Annotated in this window: 24 protein-coding genes and 2 pseudogenes; 17 read left to right on the forward strand and 9 right to left on the reverse strand. The window is 64.2% G+C overall.

All coding sequences use genetic code 11. The features are described from left to right. Positions 1–8 precede the first annotated feature (8 nt). The 5 genes and pseudogenes from ACETMP_RS05095 (at position 9) to ACETMP_RS05115 (ending at position 4,475) form a co-directional block, all read left to right on the forward strand. Positions 9–1,930: pseudogene (locus tag ACETMP_RS05095) on the forward strand (FAD-binding monooxygenase). A gap of 156 nt (positions 1,931–2,086) precedes the next feature. Next, positions 2,087–3,202, forward strand: a complete 1,116-nt coding sequence (locus tag ACETMP_RS05100; protein WP_375160117.1) for an SH3 domain-containing protein — start codon at positions 2,087–2,089, stop codon at positions 3,200–3,202. 170 nt (positions 3,203–3,372) lie between these two features. Further along, entirely contained in the window at positions 3,373–3,651 is a 279-nt protein-coding gene (locus ACETMP_RS05105; protein WP_375160118.1) for a hypothetical protein, read from the forward strand. A gap of 225 nt (positions 3,652–3,876) precedes the next feature. Next, positions 3,877–4,083 (forward strand): hypothetical protein, encoded by a 207-nt coding sequence (locus ACETMP_RS05110; RefSeq protein ID WP_257180249.1) that lies wholly within the window; start codon positions 3,877–3,879, stop codon positions 4,081–4,083. Between the two features lie 71 nt (positions 4,084–4,154). After that, on the forward strand, positions 4,155–4,475 hold the full coding sequence (locus ACETMP_RS05115) for a hypothetical protein (protein ID WP_375161842.1): 321 nt from the start codon (positions 4,155–4,157) through the stop codon (positions 4,473–4,475). Positions 4,476–4,503: 28 nt separating this feature from the next. On the opposite strand, the gene ACETMP_RS05120 is transcribed toward ACETMP_RS05115, so the two are convergent. Continuing rightward, on the reverse strand, positions 4,504–4,848 hold the full coding sequence (locus ACETMP_RS05120; protein ID WP_375160119.1) for a DMT family transporter: 345 nt from the start codon (positions 4,846–4,848) through the stop codon (positions 4,504–4,506). A gap of 197 nt (positions 4,849–5,045) precedes the next feature. Here ACETMP_RS05120 and ACETMP_RS05125 point away from each other — a divergent pair, with 197 nt between their 5' ends. Next, complete coding sequence (locus ACETMP_RS05125) at positions 5,046–5,207, forward strand: hypothetical protein (RefSeq protein ID WP_375161843.1); 162 nt, start codon at positions 5,046–5,048, stop codon at positions 5,205–5,207. A 57-nt stretch (positions 5,208–5,264) separates the two neighbouring features. Next, positions 5,265–6,083, forward strand: coding sequence for a pyridoxal kinase (pdxY, locus tag ACETMP_RS05130; RefSeq protein WP_375160120.1), 819 nt, complete (start codon positions 5,265–5,267; stop codon positions 6,081–6,083). 5 nt (positions 6,084–6,088) lie between these two features. Here the strand turns inward: pdxY and ACETMP_RS05135 are convergent, their stop codons facing one another. Continuing rightward, entirely contained in the window at positions 6,089–7,402 is a 1,314-nt protein-coding gene (locus ACETMP_RS05135) for a hypothetical protein (protein WP_375160121.1), read from the reverse strand. Between the two features lie 259 nt (positions 7,403–7,661). Between ACETMP_RS05135 and ACETMP_RS05140 the strand changes: the two genes are divergently transcribed. Further along, on the forward strand, positions 7,662–7,865 hold the full coding sequence (locus ACETMP_RS05140) for a hypothetical protein (protein ID WP_257194443.1): 204 nt from the start codon (positions 7,662–7,664) through the stop codon (positions 7,863–7,865). Positions 7,866–8,036: 171 nt separating this feature from the next. Further along, the gene (locus ACETMP_RS05145) at positions 8,037–8,291 is read left to right on the forward strand and encodes a hypothetical protein (RefSeq protein WP_375160122.1); all 255 of its coding nucleotides are present in this window, start codon (positions 8,037–8,039) and stop codon (positions 8,289–8,291) included. 69 nt (positions 8,292–8,360) lie between these two features. On the opposite strand, the gene ACETMP_RS05150 is transcribed toward ACETMP_RS05145, so the two are convergent. Together ACETMP_RS05150 and ACETMP_RS05155 are read right to left on the reverse strand one after the other, a co-directional pair. Then, complete coding sequence (locus tag ACETMP_RS05150) at positions 8,361–8,711, reverse strand: zinc ribbon domain-containing protein YjdM (protein WP_375160123.1); 351 nt, start codon at positions 8,709–8,711, stop codon at positions 8,361–8,363. A gap of 121 nt (positions 8,712–8,832) precedes the next feature. After that, positions 8,833–9,006, reverse strand: coding sequence for a hypothetical protein (locus ACETMP_RS05155; RefSeq protein ID WP_164718698.1), 174 nt, complete (start codon positions 9,004–9,006; stop codon positions 8,833–8,835). A gap of 163 nt (positions 9,007–9,169) precedes the next feature. Between ACETMP_RS05155 and ACETMP_RS05160 the strand changes: the two genes are divergently transcribed. The 6 genes from ACETMP_RS05160 (at position 9,170) to ACETMP_RS05185 (ending at position 12,583) form a co-directional block, all read left to right on the forward strand. Continuing rightward, on the forward strand, positions 9,170–9,622 hold the full coding sequence (locus ACETMP_RS05160) for a pyridoxamine 5'-phosphate oxidase family protein (RefSeq protein ID WP_375160124.1): 453 nt from the start codon (positions 9,170–9,172) through the stop codon (positions 9,620–9,622). A 128-nt stretch (positions 9,623–9,750) separates the two neighbouring features. Then, positions 9,751–10,110 (forward strand): c-type cytochrome, encoded by a 360-nt coding sequence (locus ACETMP_RS05165; protein ID WP_375160125.1) that lies wholly within the window; start codon positions 9,751–9,753, stop codon positions 10,108–10,110. 273 nt (positions 10,111–10,383) lie between these two features. Beyond that, complete coding sequence (locus ACETMP_RS05170; protein ID WP_375160126.1) at positions 10,384–10,812, forward strand: VOC family protein; 429 nt, start codon at positions 10,384–10,386, stop codon at positions 10,810–10,812. Positions 10,813–10,910: 98 nt separating this feature from the next. Beyond that, positions 10,911–11,567 (forward strand): cell envelope biogenesis protein TolA, encoded by a 657-nt coding sequence (locus ACETMP_RS05175; protein WP_375160127.1) that lies wholly within the window; start codon positions 10,911–10,913, stop codon positions 11,565–11,567. 168 nt (positions 11,568–11,735) lie between these two features. Next, positions 11,736–12,017 carry a hypothetical protein gene (locus ACETMP_RS05180; protein WP_375160128.1) on the forward strand — a complete coding sequence of 94 codons (282 nt, stop codon included), beginning with the start codon at positions 11,736–11,738 and terminating at the stop codon, positions 12,015–12,017. 299 nt (positions 12,018–12,316) lie between these two features. Further along, positions 12,317–12,583, forward strand: a complete 267-nt coding sequence (locus ACETMP_RS05185) for a DUF2312 domain-containing protein (RefSeq protein ID WP_025575662.1) — start codon at positions 12,317–12,319, stop codon at positions 12,581–12,583. 164 nt (positions 12,584–12,747) lie between these two features. Here ACETMP_RS05185 and ACETMP_RS05190 read toward each other — a convergent pair whose 3' ends face one another. Beyond that, positions 12,748–13,245: a DUF421 domain-containing protein gene (locus tag ACETMP_RS05190; protein ID WP_375160129.1), complete on the reverse strand. Its 498-nt coding sequence runs from the start codon at positions 13,243–13,245 to the stop codon at positions 12,748–12,750. A 370-nt stretch (positions 13,246–13,615) separates the two neighbouring features. Between ACETMP_RS05190 and ACETMP_RS05195 the strand changes: the two are divergent. Beyond that, positions 13,616–14,179 (forward strand): annotated as a pseudogene (locus tag ACETMP_RS05195) (type 1 glutamine amidotransferase domain-containing protein). Positions 14,180–14,587: 408 nt separating this feature from the next. Further along, positions 14,588–15,322 carry a hypothetical protein gene (locus tag ACETMP_RS05200; RefSeq protein ID WP_375160130.1) on the forward strand — a complete coding sequence of 245 codons (735 nt, stop codon included), beginning with the start codon at positions 14,588–14,590 and terminating at the stop codon, positions 15,320–15,322. Between the two features lie 77 nt (positions 15,323–15,399). On the opposite strand, the gene ACETMP_RS05205 is transcribed toward ACETMP_RS05200, so the two are convergent. The 4 genes from ACETMP_RS05205 to ACETMP_RS05220 form a co-directional block, all read right to left on the reverse strand. Next, complete coding sequence (locus ACETMP_RS05205; RefSeq protein WP_375160131.1) at positions 15,400–15,912, reverse strand: ParB N-terminal domain-containing protein; 513 nt, start codon at positions 15,910–15,912, stop codon at positions 15,400–15,402. Between the two features lie 105 nt (positions 15,913–16,017). Continuing rightward, complete coding sequence (locus ACETMP_RS05210) at positions 16,018–16,998, reverse strand: CBASS cGAMP-activated phospholipase (RefSeq protein WP_375161844.1); 981 nt, start codon at positions 16,996–16,998, stop codon at positions 16,018–16,020. Then, a complete protein-coding gene (locus tag ACETMP_RS05215; protein ID WP_375160132.1) occupies positions 16,884–17,540 on the reverse strand; it encodes a hypothetical protein in 657 nt (218 codons plus the stop codon). The genes ACETMP_RS05210 and ACETMP_RS05215 overlap by 115 nt, the downstream gene beginning before the upstream one ends. Next, positions 17,503–18,780: a nucleotidyltransferase gene (locus tag ACETMP_RS05220; protein ID WP_375160133.1), complete on the reverse strand. Its 1,278-nt coding sequence runs from the start codon at positions 18,778–18,780 to the stop codon at positions 17,503–17,505. Before ACETMP_RS05220 ends, ACETMP_RS05215 begins: the two co-directional genes overlap by 38 nt. Positions 18,781–18,834 lie beyond the last annotated feature (54 nt).

Genomic DNA, 18,834 nt, shown 5'->3' on the forward strand with positions numbered 1-18,834 from the left:
AGGTGCTCATGCAATTCCATCTCAATGGATTTCAGCCGGGCGATCCCGAGATAGCCGATCCCGCCGACCGCCTTCAGGCTTCCGGCGCAGCGGGCGCCGTGCCCGACGAGGTCGATGTCCTCATCGTCGGCTGCGGGCCGGCCGGCCTCACGCTCGCGGCTCAGCTTGCGCAATTCCCTGATATCAAGACCTGCATCGTCGAGCAGAAGCCGGATCGCCTGCTGGTCGGGCAGGCCGACGGCATCGCCTGCCGCACCATGGAGATGTTTCATGCCTATGGTTTCAGCGAGCGCGTGCTGAAGGAGGCCTATTGGGTCAACGAGACGACGTTCTGGAAGCCGGACGAACGGCGGCCCGGCACCATCATCCGCAGCGGCCGGGTGCAGGACGTCGAGGACGGCCTGTCTGAATTCCCGCACGTCATCCTCAACCAGGCACGCATCCATGACGGCTTTCTCAACGTCATGCGCAAATCGCCGGCCAAGCTCGAACCCCATTACAGCCGCCGTCTTCTCGACCTCCAGGTCGATCCGGCCGCAGGTCCCGGCGATCATGCGGTGACGGTGCGTCTCGAACGCGTCGATGCGGCGAACGAGGGCAAGGTCGAGACCGTCAAGGCGCGCTATGTCGTCGGCTGCGACGGCGCGCGCAGCACGGTGCGCAAGTCGATCGGACGCGAGCTGCACGGCGATTCCGCCAACCACGCTTGGGGTGTGATGGACGTGCTGGCCGTGACGGATTTTCCGGACATCCGCTTCAAGTCGTTGATCCAGTCGGCCACGGACGGCAGCCTGCTGATCATTCCGCGCGAAGGCGGCTATATGGTCCGCATCTATGTCGAGCTCGCCAAGCTCGAGGTCGGTGAGCGCGTCGCGAGCCGCAACATCACCGCCGATGACGTGATCGCCAAGGCGCAGCGGATCCTGAAGCCGCACACGCTGGAGGTGAAGGAGATCGCCTGGTGGTCGGTCTATGAGATCGGCCAGCGCCTGACCGACAAGTTCGACGACGTGCCGGATGCGGAGACCGCAACGCGTCTGCCGCGCATCTTCATCGCCGGCGATGCATGCCACACCCACAGTCCGAAGGCGGGGCAGGGCATGAACGTCTCGATGCAGGACGCCTTCAATCTGGGCTGGAAGCTCGCTGCCGTCATGCGGCAGCAGTGCGCCCCACAGCTGCTGCATTCCTATTCGGCCGAGCGCCAGGCGGTCGCCAAGGAGCTGATCGATTTCGACCGTGAGTGGGCGGGCATTCTTGCCTCCGCCGCCAAGGCCGGCGGCGCTGATGCTGCCAGGACCCAGGACTATTTCGTCCGGCATGGCCGCTACACCGCGGGCACGGCGACGCATTACAGGCCATCGCTCCTCACCGGCGCGGCGTCGCATCAGCACCTCGCACAAGGCCTCGTCATCGGCAAGCGCTTCCATTCCGCCCCGGTGATCCGGCTGGCCGACGCCAAGCCGGTGCATCTCGGTCATGCCGGGCAGGCCGACGGCCGTTTCCGGATCTATGCCTTCTCTCCCGCGGAAGATCCTGCAGCCGCAGGCTCGGCCATTCGCGCGCTCTGCAATTTCCTGACCGAGGCGAGGAATCGCCGGTGAGGCGCTATACGCCTGACGGCGCCGACGTCGACAGCGTGATCGACCTGCGCGCGGTGTTCCAGCAGAACCATCGTGAGCTCGCCGTCGAGGCAATGCCGCCGCTGCTGCTCCCGCGTAAAGGCCGCTACGGCTTGCGCGACTACGAGAAGATGTTCTGCCCGGACCTCAAGAGCGGTCACGACGTTTTCGCCATGCGGGGCATCGATCGGAAAGCCGGTTGCATGGTCGTGGTGAGGCCGGACCAGTATGTCGCGAACGTGCTGCCGCTCGACGACTTTGCCGGGCTTGCATCGTACTTCGACGCGTTCATGTTGCAGGTCAACTGACAGTCCGGCAGCGCCGCTGGTGCGTTGCGCCGATGAACGGCGAATGAATATTGAACCGCGCGCCGTCTGCGTTTCAATCTTTCAATGGATACGGCTCCCGTGCACGGAACGCCCGTTCCGCCAGCGCGTTCCGACTCGAAAGAGGAGGAACACACCATGAAATTCAAGAGCGTTTTGATTACCGCATTGCTGCTCGCGCCAACGGCCGCGCTGGCCGCGCCGGGCATCGTCACCGTCTCGACCGGCCTGCGGGCTGGCCCGGGCGCAGGCTTTCCCCTGGTCGATCGCATCCCCGGCGGCGCCCGCGTCAACATCCATGGCTGCCTGCGCGGCAACGCCTGGTGCGATGTCAGCTTTTCCGACGATCGCGGCTGGGTGTCGTCGCAATATCTCGAATATCTCTATCGCAACCGCTACGTCTATCTGCCCGACTATGTCGACGAGATCGGCGTGCCCGTCGTCCCGTTCGTGCTGACATCGTACTGGTCGAGCCACTATTCGGGACGTCCCTGGTATCGTCGCCACGCCCACTGGAACAGCTACTGGACCTCGCACCAGAGCATCGCGACCCGAATGACGCTTGATCCGCGCGCGGCCCGTATCGGTCGCGCGGCGACGCGCGATGCGGCGCTTGCTTTGGAACGGGAAGGCGTGCGGGGCAAGGGCGCCGCGATCTCCGGACGCAACGCCGCGAACGCGCGGCCCGACGCCGCGATCGCCACGCGCGACGCCGCCATCGCGAAGCGCGACGCCGCGACCACGAGACGTGACGCCGCGACCACGGGACGTGACGCGGCGATCACGAGACGTGACGCTGCGATCACGAGGCGCGACGCGGCGATCGCGAAGCGCGACGCGGCGATCGCGAAGCGCGACGCGGCTGTTGCCGCCGACCGGACGCGTGTCGGACGGAGCGAGCGCACCGCACATGAGCGGAGCCATGTGCAGACTCGCAGTCCGCGCGATGCCCAGGCCCGCATGATGCACGAACGGGCCGCAAGCCCTGCTCCGGTGCGGACCCAGCCGATAGCTCGCGCGCATGAAGCCCCGCGTGTCTCGGCCGCACCTGCCGAGCGACGCGCGGTGCCGCATGTCGCGCAGCCGAATGTGAGCCACGGCGCACCGATGAATGCGCGAGCGCAGATGCCGGCGCCCCGTGCCGCTGCGCCTGCAATGCCGCACGGCGGTGGGGGCGCCCCGCACGTCAACGCCGCTCCCCGCGGCGGTGGTGCCCCGGCCGGCGGCCCCGGCGGTGGCCACCAGAAGCGCTAAGCAGCCCGAAGGAAAGCCCGGCCCGCGCGCCGGGCTTTCTGCTGAGTTGAGTCGGGTTCCCTGCGCGTACAATTTAAGAAAGTTCTTCGCGGGCAGATTTCATCGATCGTAAGATGTGTACCCAAAGATGCAAGCATCCACTCGGGGCAGCGGGGCACGGGAGGATGACGATGAGACAAAGCCAGGCGGAGACGCGCCGCCACAACGTCGCGAAGCGGTCGATGACCAAAGAGGCCAAGCAGCTGGCCGCTCTGATTGCCGGGCTGCGCAGATCCCTGGAAGGGATTCACAAGGAGCGGATGGGCGCGAAGCTCACCGGCGCCGAGATCGGCATGCTCGACGAGCGCCGCAACAATCTGCTGCTCACCATCGCAGCCCTCGACGACCGCCTCTCGGCGGTGCAGGGACTGATCGATCTCGGCCGTCCCCATATTATCCGCGTGCACTAGCGGAGCTCGGTTCCGTTGCAGCTGATGTGACGGACCAGCTTCCGGCGGCCGCTTCAGCACGAAGGGGACTCTAGTGCCCTCGCGGGCGGGCAGGCTTGCGGCGGGTGAAATCGCGTTGCCGCGGGCACGCTCGGCCTCGGCCGCCGGCGTCGTACCTGCGGATGGCACCAAATTGCCACGCTCCCGGCGAATTGCCGCCAAAGCCCGCTGCCACGAGGAGGCCGGGTGCAGGGCGACGCAAGGGGACGCGAATTGGCCTACAAGATGATCGCAGAACGCGACAACGAAAAGTACAGTTTCGCCCGCGAGAGCCGGTTGCTCATCGTGGCGAAGGCAAGGGTGTGGGCGAGCGAAGGGTGGCGCGTCGTCATCACCGACCAGGATGGCAAGGCCTACGCGCCGCCCGAATTCGATCAGCTGTCGGCGGCGTAACCGACGCGCGGCCGAGGGGACGTCATTTGACATCGCTGTTTGGACCGGGGCGCGCGCCGATCGCGGCCCTGATGGGTCTTGCAGCCGCGGCCGTTTTCACGGCAACGGTTGCGACCGCGCAAAATCTCGACGCCGGCAAGTCGCCCGCCAAGCTCTTCGCTGACAGCTGTGCGACCTGCCATCGCAGTCCGCGCGGCCTTGCCAAGGGTCGCTTTACCCTGACGCTGTCCTGGTTCCTGAAGGACCATTACGCGACCAGTTCGGACTCGGCGAGGATGCTCGCCGCCTATCTGGAATCGGTCGACGAGCCGCCGCCGCGCGCTGCGGCCAGGCCCGCGAAGAAGCCGGCGCGATCCACTCCGAATCAGCCCAAGCCGGTGCAGAGCCAGTAGCTGCTGTGCGCGCCGCAGCTTGCCCAAATCAACGCACCGCACTCTCCGAGAACAGATTGATGATCACGACCCCTGATACGATCAGGGCGATACCGATGAAGGCTGCGGAGTCCAGTATCTGGCGGAACAGCACGAAGGAGACGGTGGCGGTCAGGATGATGCCGACCCCGCCCCAGATCGCATAGGCGATGCTCAACGGAATGACCCGGATCGCGACCGACAGCGCATAGAACGAGGCGACGTAGAACATCACCATCGCCAGCGTCGGCCATGGACGGGTGAACTGCGCGGACTGCTGCAGGAATGCCGACGCGGTGACCTCGAACACGATGGCGAGGGCGAGGGCCGCGTAAGCATTGAAAGCGGAGGTCATGAGCCTCTCGGCGTAAGAGAGATAGCGCAGGCGCAGCCAAGTCAAATCCAAGCCAACCCGATGGACGGCTTTTTGCCGCGAGCGGATATCTTTTTGCCGCGAGCGGATATCATGTGTCAGTGACGAACCTGCGACACCGATCGGAAACCGAACGGGTCGCGAGGACCGGTGTTGAGCCCGTACGATGCTGCCGCGCGATCATGGTGCGCGAGCTTGCCGGCGAGCTGATCAAGACGACGCCGAGTAAGGTCGGCAAGCGGTTCTCGGAAGTACCGCGCAACGCGGCCGAGATCACGCGTTACGGCGACGGGCTGGCTGACCTGTTCTGCGCTTATCTCGGGGAATTGACACGGCGCTGAAGCTTCAGTTCTGGGCTCCTGTTGCATCGCCCGACGTTTGTCCGTACGGACATTTTCATGCTCGTCATCTCCATTCAAAGCCAGGTGGTCCACGGTCACGTCGGCAACAGCGCGGCCGCCTATGCCATGCAGGCGGAAGGCGTGAACGTTGCGGCGGTGCCGACGACGCTGCTGTCCAACCATCCGCGCTATCCGAGCCTGCGCGGCCGGGTGCTGGAGACCGAACTCGTCGCCGATCTCCTGAAGGGTGTCGAGGAGCGCGGGCTGGTCGACGAGGCGGCTGTGCTCGTGACCGGCTATCTCGGCTCGCCGGGCAATGCCGCCGTGATCGCCGATTTCGTCGAGCGGGCGCTGAGGCGGAATGCGAAGCTCGTCTATCTCTGCGATCCCGTGATCGGCGATGACGGCCGCGTCTATGTCGCCGACGGCATTTTGGACGTGGTCCGGCACCGGCTGCTGCCGGCGGCGAAGCTGACGACGCCGAACCAGTTCGAGCTCGAGCTGCTTTCGGGCCTCACGATCGCGGATGCGCAGGGCCTGCGCGCGGCGTGTGCAGCGCTGGCGGGGACTGGTCGCATCGACGTCGTCGCGACCGGCTGCACGCTCGCCGATACGGCGGCAGGGCAGGTGGAGACGATCCTGTGTGCCCGCGGGCAATTGTCGCGCTGTGCAACGCCGCGCCTGCCGATCCGCCCCTACGGCACCGGCGATCTCCTTACCGGCCTGATCGCAGCACATTTGGCCAAGGGCCAGGCGACGGAGGCCGCGGTGCGGCTTGCGGTCGACACCGTCTTTCCGGTGCTGGTGCGCACCCAGGACGCCGGCACGGCCGAGATGCGGCTGGTGCCGCTGCCGGCGTCGGGACGCGCGCCGTAACGGCTTCAGGTCGCAGGCTTGCCGGCCGATTGCGCCGATTTCTGCGGCTTGGCGGGGCTCTTCTGCTCGCGCGCAACCTGGGCCTTTGGCGGCTTGGCATGGGATGCGGCGCGCACGGCCGGCTTGGACTTCGCGCTGGCGACTTGCTTGCCGTCGCCGGTGCCGCGGCGCGAGATGTACTCCTTGCCGTCGATGGGGCCGACATGCGGCGGATCGCGGCCGAGATAGGGCCGGCCGATGCCATAGGCCTTGCCGTTGGCGTCGATCCACTTCCACAGGATTTCGGTCGAGACCCAGCGCTGCGCGCGGTTGTTGCCTTGCGTGCTGACGATGTCGGCCGCCATGCCGTGGCCGTAACCGCCGCGCAAGCTGCCGCCGTGATAGGACCGGTCGGAGGCCGCCTTCAGGCCGCTGGCGATCGACTGGCGATAATCGTCGCGGAACGCGCTGGTGATGCCGGGCGAGAGGCCGGCGGCTTCCGCGGCGAGCAGCGTGCGGAATAGCTTCAGCTTGAAGCTCTTGTCCATGCCGCCGATGACGTAGTCCATCATCGACATGCCGGCGTGCTCGGCCGCCTTCGGATCCTTCCAGGTGAAGTCCTGGTCGACCAGCTTGGTGAAGCTGCGCATCACCGTGACCGTCTTGCCCTTGCGCTTGATCGTGACGGCGCGGCGCTCCTGGACCTTGATCGTGTCTTCCTTGGCGGTGCGCTGATAGAGCGCCCAGAGATAGCGGTCGATGCAGGCATCCATGACGAAGCATTCGTCGAGCACGGCGACGGTGTCGGCCGGTGGCGATGGCTTGCTCACGGGCGTGACCGGGCCGCTGGCGATTGCCGCGGGGGACAACGCATCCGTCGTCACGATCTCGGTGGGATCGGCCGAGGCGAGCTTGACGGGCTCCGGCGCCGCGACGGGAGCAGCCTCGCCGACTTCCGGCTCCGGTTCCGGCGAAATCTGCAACGCAGGCGGCGCCTCTACCGGCAGGATCAGCGCCGGATCGGCCGAGGCGAGCTTGATGGCTGGAGCGGGCGTCTCAGGCGCTGCTTCGCTCGTGGGAGCCGGTGCCGCGGCCACGGCAGCCGCGATGTCGGCAGTCAAGGCGATGCCGTCCTCGATCGTCGCAGCGCGCGGCACGTCTGCGAGGTCGAGCCGGCTGATATCCTTGACGAGATCCTTGGCGCGCGAGACGGCAGCCGCATTGGCACCGCTGTTCTCGATGAGCGCAGGGGCATAGGCGGAGAGGGAGAGCGCCAGCCAGCCGGCGAGCACGGCCGAGGGGCATGTGACCGCCACCAGAAGAGACTGCCGATCGTTCATGATCCCTGCCTCCAAACGGTTCTGCCCGAACCCGTCTTGTCCGGACAGTCATGATGCAAACAGCCTGACGCAAACAGCCTGGCATGGAAAGGCACGCAGTAGGTCGATTGTTCGGAGCCCCGTGTGGCAGCGCAATGGCGCAAATCGGCAAAAATAGGCTTTTCGCAGCACTGTTGCTGAGGCGCAACGCCGGTTCCACGAAAGCAGCTTGATTGCCGCGTCGCGGCAACTTTGTTGTAGCTGGCACGTTTGGTCGGCCATGACGCATGCCTCGCTTCGTCCCATGGACGCCTTCGATCCGACCGAACCCGCCATCCTGCACGACCGCCTCACGGATACGATCATCACCTGGACGGCTGACCAGGCCGACGATTACAAGCGGGCCAGCCGGCCGGGCCCCGAGGGAACGGTGGCCTGGAAAACCTATCTGTTCGATGGCTGGGGCAACGTGCTCGGTGGCTGAGCACCGTCCGCCGATGTGCATGTCGCGGCCGGCGTGATTCGGCCAAAGCCTTGGACACATTAAACATATCGCCATGCGCCGGACGCGATGTTGCAATGCGACAAAGTATGTCGCAATGCAGCAAAGTCGGCCTAAATATGCTCCGACTCTTCCACCTCCGGAGCATCACCAATGAACAAGAAGACTTTGTCGATCGCCGCCGCCATCCTGACGATCGCGGGCAGCACCGCGGCTTTTGCCGCCGAGTTGCCGACTTACGAGGCCAACGGATTTGCGGTCTCGCCCTTGCAGGTTCGTGTCCTCGGCGCCGCCCATGTCGAGCAGCAGGCTGCTGCGCCGACCACGGTCGCCTCGGTCCACCAGACCAACGTCCTCGGCCCGCGCAAGCTGACGACCGCCAACGTCACCACGGGCGCTGCCCGCTGAACTGACAACGCATGAAGGCAGGTGGGTTCCGCGGAAGGCGGGATCCGCCGCCTCGGCTTAAGGCCGCGGCTACGCCTTCCTGACGAACTCCGACTTCAAGTTCATGGCGCCGATGCCGTCGATCTTGCAGGCGATGTTGTGACCGTCGCTGGCGTCCTGGAGACGGATGTTGCGCACCTTGGTGCCGCCCTTGACCACCGAGGACGAGCCCTTGATCTTGAGATCCTTGATGACGATGACGCTGTCGCCGTCAGCGAGCGCATTGCCGTTGGCATCGCGCACGCCGGCATCCGGCGCACTCTCCGCGGCCGCCGCCGCCGCACCGCTCCATTCATGGCCGCATTCCGGGCAGACCCAGAGATCGCGGTCCTGATAGGCGTGCTCGGAGCTGCAGGCGGGGCATTTCATCGCGTCGGTCATGGCAAGTCTCGTCTAACCCTTTGCTCGTCTCACGTTCGCGGCGCGACCGTAGGGGCCGGGAACAGGAAAGCAAGGGAAAGCTGCCGAGGGCGCGGCCGGCCCATCGTCTGCCGGTGCGATATCACCGAAACAGCGCAACGAAGATCACGTAGAGCCAACCCAGGATGCCGTGGATGATCGCCCACAGGATCGAATGGTTGTCGGCATAGGAGATCGCGATGGCGAGCGCCGAGCCGAAGCCGACGCCGTATTTCGCGCCCTCGACGCGAACGCCGTAATAGCGGTTGCCGTTCATGATGATGCCTCCTGACGTCGCCTGAGCGCGAGCTTATGCATTCGCCTCTTCGCTGGCGAGCGGCATGATCGATGAGCCAATGTCGCGCGCGCGGGTTGAGCTACGTCAACGGCATCGCGCGCAAGGGTCGTATCGTCTTCGGGTAATTGCCGGAGGCCGTGCGATGGACGACACTCTCAGACGAAAGATCCAGGCCTTGCTTGACCAGCACCGCACGATGCGGATCGCAACCGTGCGCCCGGACGGCTGGCCGCAAGTGACGACGGTCGGCTACGCCAACGAAGGTTTCACCATCTACTTCCTCTGCGGCATCGACAGCCAGAAGGCGCAGAACCTGTCCCGCGACGACCGCGTGTCGCTGGCGATCGACGACGACCCGGCGCAAGTCATGGAGATCACCGGCGTCTCCATGGCGGCACGGGCGGTGGCCGTGACCGACCCGGTCGAAGCCGAGAAGGCGATCGCGCTGTTGATGGCGCGTTATCCCGAGCAGAAGGCCTCCGGCCTCTCGGTGCCGAAGCCTTCCGAGGTGCGGCTGATCCGTCTCACACCGACGGTGATCTCGCTGCTCGACTATTCCAAGGGATTCGGCCACACCGATCTCGTGGCGTGCTGAGGGACACCGGCGGAAGTTCGATGCGAGGACGAGAGCCGTGATCGGCTCCGTCCTTGACGCAGATCAACTTGGCCTTACCGTGCAAATCTAGGCTGGCTCGATGATTCAATCACGGTGAGGTTAGGCCGATGTCGCATAGTGCTCGAATCTATCTCGGCCTCGCTCTCCTGATCGCGTTGTCGCTGCTGTTCCTGTTCGGCGTGATCCACACCGCCGCGGGCGCGCCGCGGTCCGGCCCGCGCGCGGTTGCCGAAGGGCATCGCCTGGCGCAGGCGTGGTGCCAGACCTGTCACGCGGTCGAGCCGGGCATGGCCGGATGGTTCGACGAAGCCCCGAGCTTCCAGGCCATCGCCGACCGCAGCGGCACCACCGCGCTGTCGCTCAAGGTGTTCTGGCGCACCAGCCACCAGAACATGCCGAACCTCGTGATCTCGCCGGAGCAGGCGGATATGCTGTCGGCCTATATCCTCAGCCTCAGGGGCAGGTGAGCACCTCGCCGACACGATTTTGCGAAAACAACCCCATGCACAGTAGCGATGTGTTTGATAAGGCTGGATGTTTCTGGTAAGCCGAATTGAATTTGCAGCGTCGGGCAAAACAGGGGCATGATGCCAGTGTGCCGCTCGTCCGTCGCTGAGGCGGAGGCTGCATAGCCCGGATGGAGCGCAGCGAAATCCCGGGGCCGAAGATGCGGCATCATCCCGGATTGCGCTGCGCTCCATCCGGGCTACGTTGTCGCCGCAATTTGCGATGAGCCCGCCATGACTTTCTTCCTCCTCAACATCGACGTCCCCGATATCGAGCAAGCCACCAGCTTCTACACCGAAGCCTTCGGCCTCACGGTCGGCCGCCGCTTCGGCACGGGCTTCGTCGAGCTGCTCGGCTGGCCGGCGCCGGTCTATCTCCTGACCAAGCAGGCCGGCACGGTCGGCGCCGGCGGCGATCGCCGCCGCTACGCCCGGCACTGGACGCCGGTGCACATCGACGTCGTCGTCGACAATGTCGATGCGGCCGTCGAACGCGCGCTGCGTGCCGGCGCGGTCCTGGAGGTGCCGGCGCGCGATGCGCCCTATGGAAGGATCGCGATGCTGGCCGATCCGTTCGGGCACGGCTTCTGCCTGCTGGCGTTCAGCGCGAAGGGATACGATGCGCTCTTGGAGGCGCGTAGCCCGGATGGAGCGCAAGCGTAATCCGGGAAGCTTCACCCGCGGACACAAGACCCCGGATTGCGCTACGCTCCATCCGGGCTACGTTCGCCTGCGCACAGCGAAGCCAGCATCAGGACGACATGCCAAAGCGAGCAAAACCGACACGGAAGCTGAAGACCTACCAGACCTCGCTCGGCTTCTACGACCAGGCCATCGCCGCGCCCTCGATGAAGGCGGCGCTCGAGGCCTGGGGCGCCAGCTCCAATCTGTTCCATCAGGGCGCCGCGAAGGAGACCGACGATCCTGATGTCGTCGCGGCGACGCTGGCGCAGCCGGGCGTCGTGCTCAGGCGCCCGGTCGGATCCGACGGTCCCTTCACCGAAAGCGCGGAGCTGCCGACCGATCTTGCCGAGGACGATTCCGGGCCCAGGCGAAAATCCGGCAAGCGTCCGGCCAAGACCGCAAAGAAGTCCGCCAAGTCCGCAAAGACGCCGTCGCGCAAGCTGAGCGAGCAGGCGGCCCGCAAGGCCGCGGCGGCGTTCGAGAAAGAGGAGCGGCGGCGCGAGGCCGCGCGCCGCAAGGAGGAGGCCGCCCGCGCCAAGCAGCGCGCGCGCCGCGACAAGGCCGTCGCCGCGGCGGAAGCGGCGCTGGACAAGGCAAGGCGCGAGCACGAGGCGAAGGCGGAGGAGATCGAAGCCGCCCGCGCCGCGCTCGACGAGCGCGCCGGGGCGGAAGAAACCCGCTGGGACAAGCAGCGGATGAAGCTGCAGGAGGCGCTGCGCCGCGCGCGTGAATGAGGCTGAGCGGCGATCGCGCCCGCTGAACCTGCTGCCGCGCACTCCACCCTCATCCTGAGGAGCCCGCCCAAGCGGGCGTCTCGAAGGATGGCCGCACAAAAGCTCGCGCGAAATTCGCTTGCCTTGCCTGACATCCTTTTGCACTCTTTGCTGCGAAGGAGACAACGCATGACAAAAGCAATCGCCGCCTGCGCGCTCGGAACCGCCCTGGTGCTGGGCAGCCTTGCAACATCGGGCGCTGAGGCGAAGACGCGCAAGGCCGTCGTCGTTCGCGCCCCGCAAGAGCGGCTCATCATCACCGCGCCCGTGCTGAGGCCGACGCCGTGGGATTACAACATCGTTCCGCGCTATCGCTATCGCCCCGAGGACGACAAGGTCGATCCCTATGGCCCGCCGCTGGTGCCGTCCTACGTTCGCTACGAGGGCTGGCGCTGGCCGTATTGGTGGTAGGTCACGACAATTCGTAGGGTAGGCAAAGGCGCGCTTGCGCCGTGCCTACGGACTTTCCCCGACATGATCAAATTCGTGGGCACGCTTCCGCTTTCGCTCTTCGAGCTACGGCGGACAAGTCGCTTTGCCCACCCTGCGGCACCGTGCAAGCGCAGCGTGACGCTCTCCATCGTCAGCCCGGCTTGCATGGAACGGCACCCTCGGCGTTGTCCACAGGGGCAATGCGCGGGGCCGCGCGGTTAACAGATTGGTTATGTCTTTGCGGGCATTTTCGCGACCTCAGTCAGCGAGGAGGCACCATGTCCGACATCACCATTCCCGGCGGCAAGATCCGTTCCTTCGTCGAGCGGATCGAGAACCTCGACAGCGAGATGCAGGAGCTGAGCGAGCAGAAGAAGGAAGTCTTCGCGGAAGCCAAGGGCGAGGGCTTCGACGTCAAGATCCTCAAGGAGATCATCAAGCTGCGCAAGGAAGACAAGAACGAGCGCGACGAGCGCGAAAGTCTGCTCGACCTCTACATGCGCGCGATGGAGACGGCCTCGCCGGAGCAGGCGAAAGCGGCGTAAGAGCAGAGGGTCGCTTTCGCGGAAGTAGCTGCAATCGGCTAATGGCGCTTGCTTCGTAGGGTGGGTTAGCCGAAGGCGTAACCCACCACTGCGTATTCGACGAAGGAAGGTGGATTACGCTTCGCTAATCCACCCTACGCGCTCGGCCGCCGCGACATCGCGTGTCACTTTTCCTTCTTTTTGACGCTGATGTTGCCGTCGCCTTCGATATAGGCCTCGATCACCTCCGCAGGGCTGTCGACGCCTTCTTCCCGGAGCTTGCTCAGCAGCTCGTCCATCGTCACCAGCTCCTGTCGCAAATGGCGGCGAAGGACCTGGCCGTTCTTGATCAGAAGGAGCGGCGGGGGCCGGACAAGCCGCTCGACGAAGGGCACGTGATAACCGAGCCAATCGATAGCAAGGTTCCAGAAGATAATGGTGGCAACGAGCACCAGGCCTTCTGTGATCGACCGGTATTCACCCGCCATGCCGTTCTGTGCGGCGTCGGCCAGAAGCACGACGAGAAGCACATCCGGGATGCTGATTCCGCCGGTTTGCCGCTTCAGGATGAGGCGCATCAGCACGAAGATGCCGAAATACATGATGGTGCCCCGCACCAGCATTTCTATGAGCGAATGCGTCGGAGCAAAGATCTCGTGCCACGGGAGCTGGAAGTTCAACATGGGGCCTCGCATCTAAACAGGAGCTTCCTGCTAGCATGTCTAGATGACCTAGTGGACTAACGCTGTGCGCTTGCAGGCCGCCCACTCAGACGAGCGCGAAAGCCTGCTCGACCTCTACATGCGCGCGTGGGAGACGGCCTCGCCGGAGCAGGAGCGCAACGGAACTCGCCGTCATTCCGGGGCGCGCGAAGTGCGAGCCCGGAATCCATTGCGCCACGCGTCGTGCCGCCCGATGGATTCCGGGCTCGCGCCCAAGCGGCGCGCTCCGGAATGACGGCGCAAAAGGGTTACGGCTCGCGATGTCGTGTGAGGAACCAAAGGCGAAAGCACTCGATTGAGTGGCATCGCCTCACACGCAATGGAGACACGGATGGAACTGTCCGGAAAAAAGATCGCGATCCTCGCCACCCACGGCTTCGAGCAGTCTGAACTCGAAATGCCGCGTGATGCCCTCAAGGCGGCCGGCGCAACAGTGGAGATCATTTCGCCGCAATCCGGCGAGATCAAGGGCTGGGACGAGAAGGACTGGGGCCGCCCGGTCAAGGTCGACAAGACCCTCGATCAGGCCAAGCCTGCCGATTACGACGCCCTGGTGTTGCCCGGCGGCCAGATCAACCCCGATCTGCTGCGTGTCGAGCCCAAGGCGCTCCAATTCATCAAGAGCGTGTTCGATGCCAAGAAGGTCGTCGCCGCGGTCTGCCATGCGCCTTGGCTGCTGATCGAGACCGGCATTGCCAAGGGCCGCAGGATGACGTCCTACAAATCGATCAAGACCGACGTCGCCAATGCCGGGGCGAAGTGAGAAGACTCGGAGGTCGTCGTCGACCAGGGCCTCATCACCTCGCGCAACCCCGGTGACCTCAAGGCCTTCAGCGCCAAGATCATCGAAGAGGTGAGGGAGGGACGTCACACGCAGCGGAGCAGCGCGGCGTAGTCGGGATTGCGGTCACGGTGGACTCGGCTGACGCAATTCAGCCGGGCCGCGGATCGGGCAGCGATCGCGGGGTGAATTCGGTTTACTGTGGCCGTACTCAGAGCAGGGCGGTCAATCCCGTAGAACGAGCGAAGCGAAACCCATCAACGGCCGTCGCGGAATGATGGGTTTCGCAAGGGCTCCACCCACCCTACGCGCCTTTGCGGTTTCGTAGCTCGGATGAGCGCAGCGACATCTTGGAGATCAGGCAGCAAGGCCGCTGCGATCATACGGGCTTTGCGCCGTGCGTCACCGGGGCTCGAACGGGGAGCTGCGTCATGCAGGCCCATGCTCCGGCCGCCGGGGCCTTGCCCCATATAACCATGGGTTGTACACTGAGCTGCAGACAAGTGCGCGAGCGTAAATGAAATGATCGAGGTAGACGGCGCAGCGTCCGAGCGGCTTTTGCAGCCCAAGATGCCTCCGGGCGTGCTGACCGAAGGTGCGGTGGTCGACGTCAGGCTTCGCAATTCCTGCGCCTCTTTCGCCCTCATGATCGCAGGCTTGATCCTGGTCCCGACCGGAGTGCTTGCGTCCTCGACTGATTGCAGCAAGATCAAGTCGACGACAGTGCCGGTTGAACTCGTCGTCAGGTTCGTCGGATTCGAGCAGACTTATCAGATTTATAGGGGCGCGGGAAAAACGGCAGTCCTCTGGACACGGCAGATAGCGCCAAATGGCATCAACGTCGCCAAGGCGGACACCATCAACGGATTCGCCATCGCCACCTCATCGACAACCAATGTCGAAGGCGTGCCCGATCGCGATGGGCAGCTCAGCTACTCCGGCATCTCGATCGAGGACTATGATCACCGGAACAGCGTGTCCTTCAAGGTCCTGTGGACGTTCACGTACCGGAACGGCACGACCCGGCAGGCCGAGCAGAGCTTCGACCACATTTTCGTGTCGGCCGGGGAGACGGTCGTTGGTTCGTGTGGGCTCGCCGTGTATCGAAAGGCGGTCAAATTCACGGCCGGCGGCCAGACGAAAAGCCTCTTTCTAACCTATTTCCCCGAACTCAGGGTGGCCGTCACGAGCCCGGCGTCAGAGCCGGCGTTCATCAGCCTGAGCACGTCGTTCGAGCCGATCCGCATGCTGCGTTAGGCCAGCCTCGGAAGCAGCATATCCGGCGACAGCGAAGGATTTTAGCGCGCTGGCACCAGCAGTTCTGGAGCCGACCATCAATAGCGGCTGCCGCTGCCCTTCTGCTGCGTGATCCAGTCCGACAATGATTTCGGTTTCGCTTTCACCATCCGGACGGGTGATGCTTTCGCATTGTCGCGAAGGCCCTTCGTCGAACCTGCGCGCGGCGCTTGCATCGCGTTGCCTCTCGAGGCCGCCGTCGCTGCCTCCGCGGCTTCCCTCTCCAGGCGCAACTGCTTCAACCGCGCCATCTTGATGCGCTCGGCCTCGACCTCGGGTCGTTCGGCGAGCAGTGGCTTGGGTTGAGCAAGCTCGGCCGTAACAAGGACCCCGAGAATGGTCGTCTCGCCGAGCGCCTTGCAGGCCTCGAGCCGATGCAGTCCCTCGACCAGAACGAGGCGATCTCCGTCGCGCCGAACGGAAATGGGAGTCTGCTGTCCGATGTCCAGCATGCTTTCCGCGATCTCTGCGACGATCTCGGGCCTGATGGCCTTCTTCTGCTTCGTGGGAACGAAGATCTTTTCGATCGGGAAGCTTTCCGGTTTGGGCATAACTTGAACTCCGCGTCTACCGGGCCCGTCGGAACCCATGCCGTTGGGTTGTGAGTTTAAAGGGGAAGGGCGAGGCCGCAAAGGCAATTCGGACGGAGCGTGTCGCTACATCGTCGGGTGCGGCCTGTAGCGAAGGGCCGGCGTAGAAAGAAAGTCTTCTGCAAGTTGATATCCTTGTTGATCAACAATAGTTCGTGCGGCGGGAACGAGTTCATTGAGAGATCGGCGGAAGCCATCAAGAGGGATCGGTTCGGCTTGGAATGGCGGATCGATGCGTCGAACGGATGCTGGGCTCAGTAAGAGCCGTGCTTGGTTGGTGGCGGACAGGGACTGCAAGCGCATCGCCGCGAAGATCACGTCTTTCCAGGCTAGCTTACCACCTGAATTCAACTGCACCTCCGAAACAACGTATGGGTCGTCGCCGCAACCAATACTCAGAACGTCGATCTGATCGCGTTTAAGATTGAAACAAATTAGAGCCTCAACTACCGCCAGCATGATGGGATTATTAGCCCACACTCCTCCGTCTACGAGTGTGTAGCCATTGTGCTCTAAAGGACGGAAGAACGTCGGTGCAGCGGAAGTTGCTAGTGCCACCTTCACCATGGGCTCCAAGCGATCCACCGTATAATCGGCATGGTGTGGTGTCTTAAACACGAAGACTTCGCTGCTCCTCCCTTCAAAAGCAGGAATGCAAAGACGGACGCTTGAATCTCCAAGGAGTTTCGCCCCCAAAATATCTAGTAGGATGTTCTCCAACGCATTTCGTTCGTAGTGGTAATGAACGAAATTTCTCGCTGCTTGCAAACCTCGGCGGATCCGGCCGCGTTCCGGAAAAATCTCGGCGCCGCGATGAGAGTACAGTTCGGCGAGTTCTGATGCTCTCAGGCCGGCTCCAAGGCCGAGCGCGATAATTCCTCCGGTCGATGTGCCGGTGATCAGGTCAAAATACTTAGCAATTGGCTGGCCGCTCAGAAATCGTTCTTCGAGCTCGGCGAGAACAGTTGCTGGGAACAGCCCCTTAATGCCGCCCCCGTCCAGAGATAGGATCCGAAAACGCCGGTCCTTCGGCCAATCCTGTGGAATTCGCCGCTGCGGAATCGCGCCCTTCGAGCGCGGGTCTCCGGGTCGGAAGTCTCGGGCAGGTTCGGGCATTCTTTGCGTCTCCTCGGCGGGTGCCGGCCTGGACCCAAGAACTCGCCGGAGATCTGCCAGTATTCGAAGAACAGCAGCCACTCCGACGTCCACGGAATGATGGTCGTCGCGATCGACATCTCGGGGGTCCAGAACATCTCAGCCGGATCCCACAGACACAGCGCCGGCCAGGCTGGATTACGATCGTTCCAATAGACGTGCGGCAGAAGGGTCTTGTTCGTCAGCATCTCGGCGCCGACGAGCGGATCGACCACATGGACGGTCACGTAGGGGTTATCGAGAATCCAGCCTTCGAAGATCGTCCGCCGGAAGTGGACGATGCGGACGCGGTAGGTCTTCGACGCCGGCCTGAGCAGGCCTTCCCAAACGGCGATCCAATCAGCATGAGCCGTGAGGCGGAAATCGGGGAAGAGCCGCCGGATTTCGGCGTCCTGTTCATGGACGCTTCGGAACGTCATCGGGATGATCGCCAAAGAACTTGTGCGACGGCGCCGACCTGACGCTGCTCGGCGCAGCCGCGGTGCCGACGACCGCCGCGGGGATTGCCGCCTTACCCGGCATGAAGCGGCTGCCCGTTGAGCCAATGTCTCGGCCGAAGCGCTGGACGTGGTCCTTCACCGCCGACCGCGCCGGCTTCTCGCCGAACAGATCCTCCAGAATCTGCTGCATCTCGGGCAGCGCGATCTCGCCGCGAAGCCGCCGGAGTTTGACGGCAAAGTCGGTGAGTTCCCGGATGAAGACGGCTTGGTCGCTCGGGTCCGCCGGCCAACGGTCGGTGAGAAGATCGTCTTCGCACGTCGGGTTGCTGGCGGAGACCTTTTTGCCTTGGTCGTGGGCCGCCCGGAGCACAGCCAGCATGCTCTCGACCTGGAAGCTGAGCTCCTCCGCCAGCGAAGTGGTTCGGTTTGCATGGCAGGCCACGTAGAAGGCCAGCAGCACCGATGGTGGCAGCCGCCGGTCCTTGTGCCGCTTGTCGTAGGCCAGGTTGCGCCAGCGCTTGAGCAACTGCAGGGCGATTACAGCGCGCGACTTCTGGTAGGCGGGGCACTGCTCGGGGACCGCCGCGGCGTCGGCCCGCTTCGACAGAATCGCCCGTTCGCGGTCGTAGTCCAGCGACCGGCGCTCGAAGAAGGTGCCGAAGTCCTGGTCCGGCGGGGTCCGGGAGATGAACCACTGCGCGAAGCCGTGCGGGTTCGCGAGTAGGGACTTCTTCGCCCACGGCTCCTCCGGCTTCGAGTGGAAGATCAGGCCCGTCTTGTCGATGGTGTCCGCGATGCGGACGGTCGGCGTCACGTCGAGGTGCATGCCGTCGTAGTTGACCGTGCTACAGCGGGTCTTGCGGTCGGTCTTCAGCCAGTAGCGCGAGCCGCGCTCGCCGCGGATAGCGTCGTGTAGCGTCGCCAGGGCGTCCTCGGGATCGACGTCGAGGCGATAGGCGATGTCGGCCATCACGTCGATGTCGAACTCGTCGTCGGTGGAGTGGCGCGCCACGGTCGCGCCGATGGCGAAGCCGCCCTGCGGATAAAAGTCGCTCACGTGCCCCTTCAGGGCGCTGTCGTCGCGCTCCAGCCACTCGTTGATGGCATGGTAGTGGTCGACGGCGAGCTGGTAGTCGGTCGGGCTGAGCTGGATCCGGATCGCCACGTCGGCCAGCATCACATCGATGATCGAGTAGCTCGCGATCTGACGCAGGTAGCGATCGGAATAGTTCATATCGACTGTCCTCTACAACCTTTGCTTCAATTCCTGTTTCGTTCCTTCCGCCAT

It is taken from the genome of Bradyrhizobium dasycarpum (assembly GCF_042019905.1).
Lineage (GTDB): Bacteria > Pseudomonadota > Alphaproteobacteria > Rhizobiales > Xanthobacteraceae > Bradyrhizobium > Bradyrhizobium japonicum_B.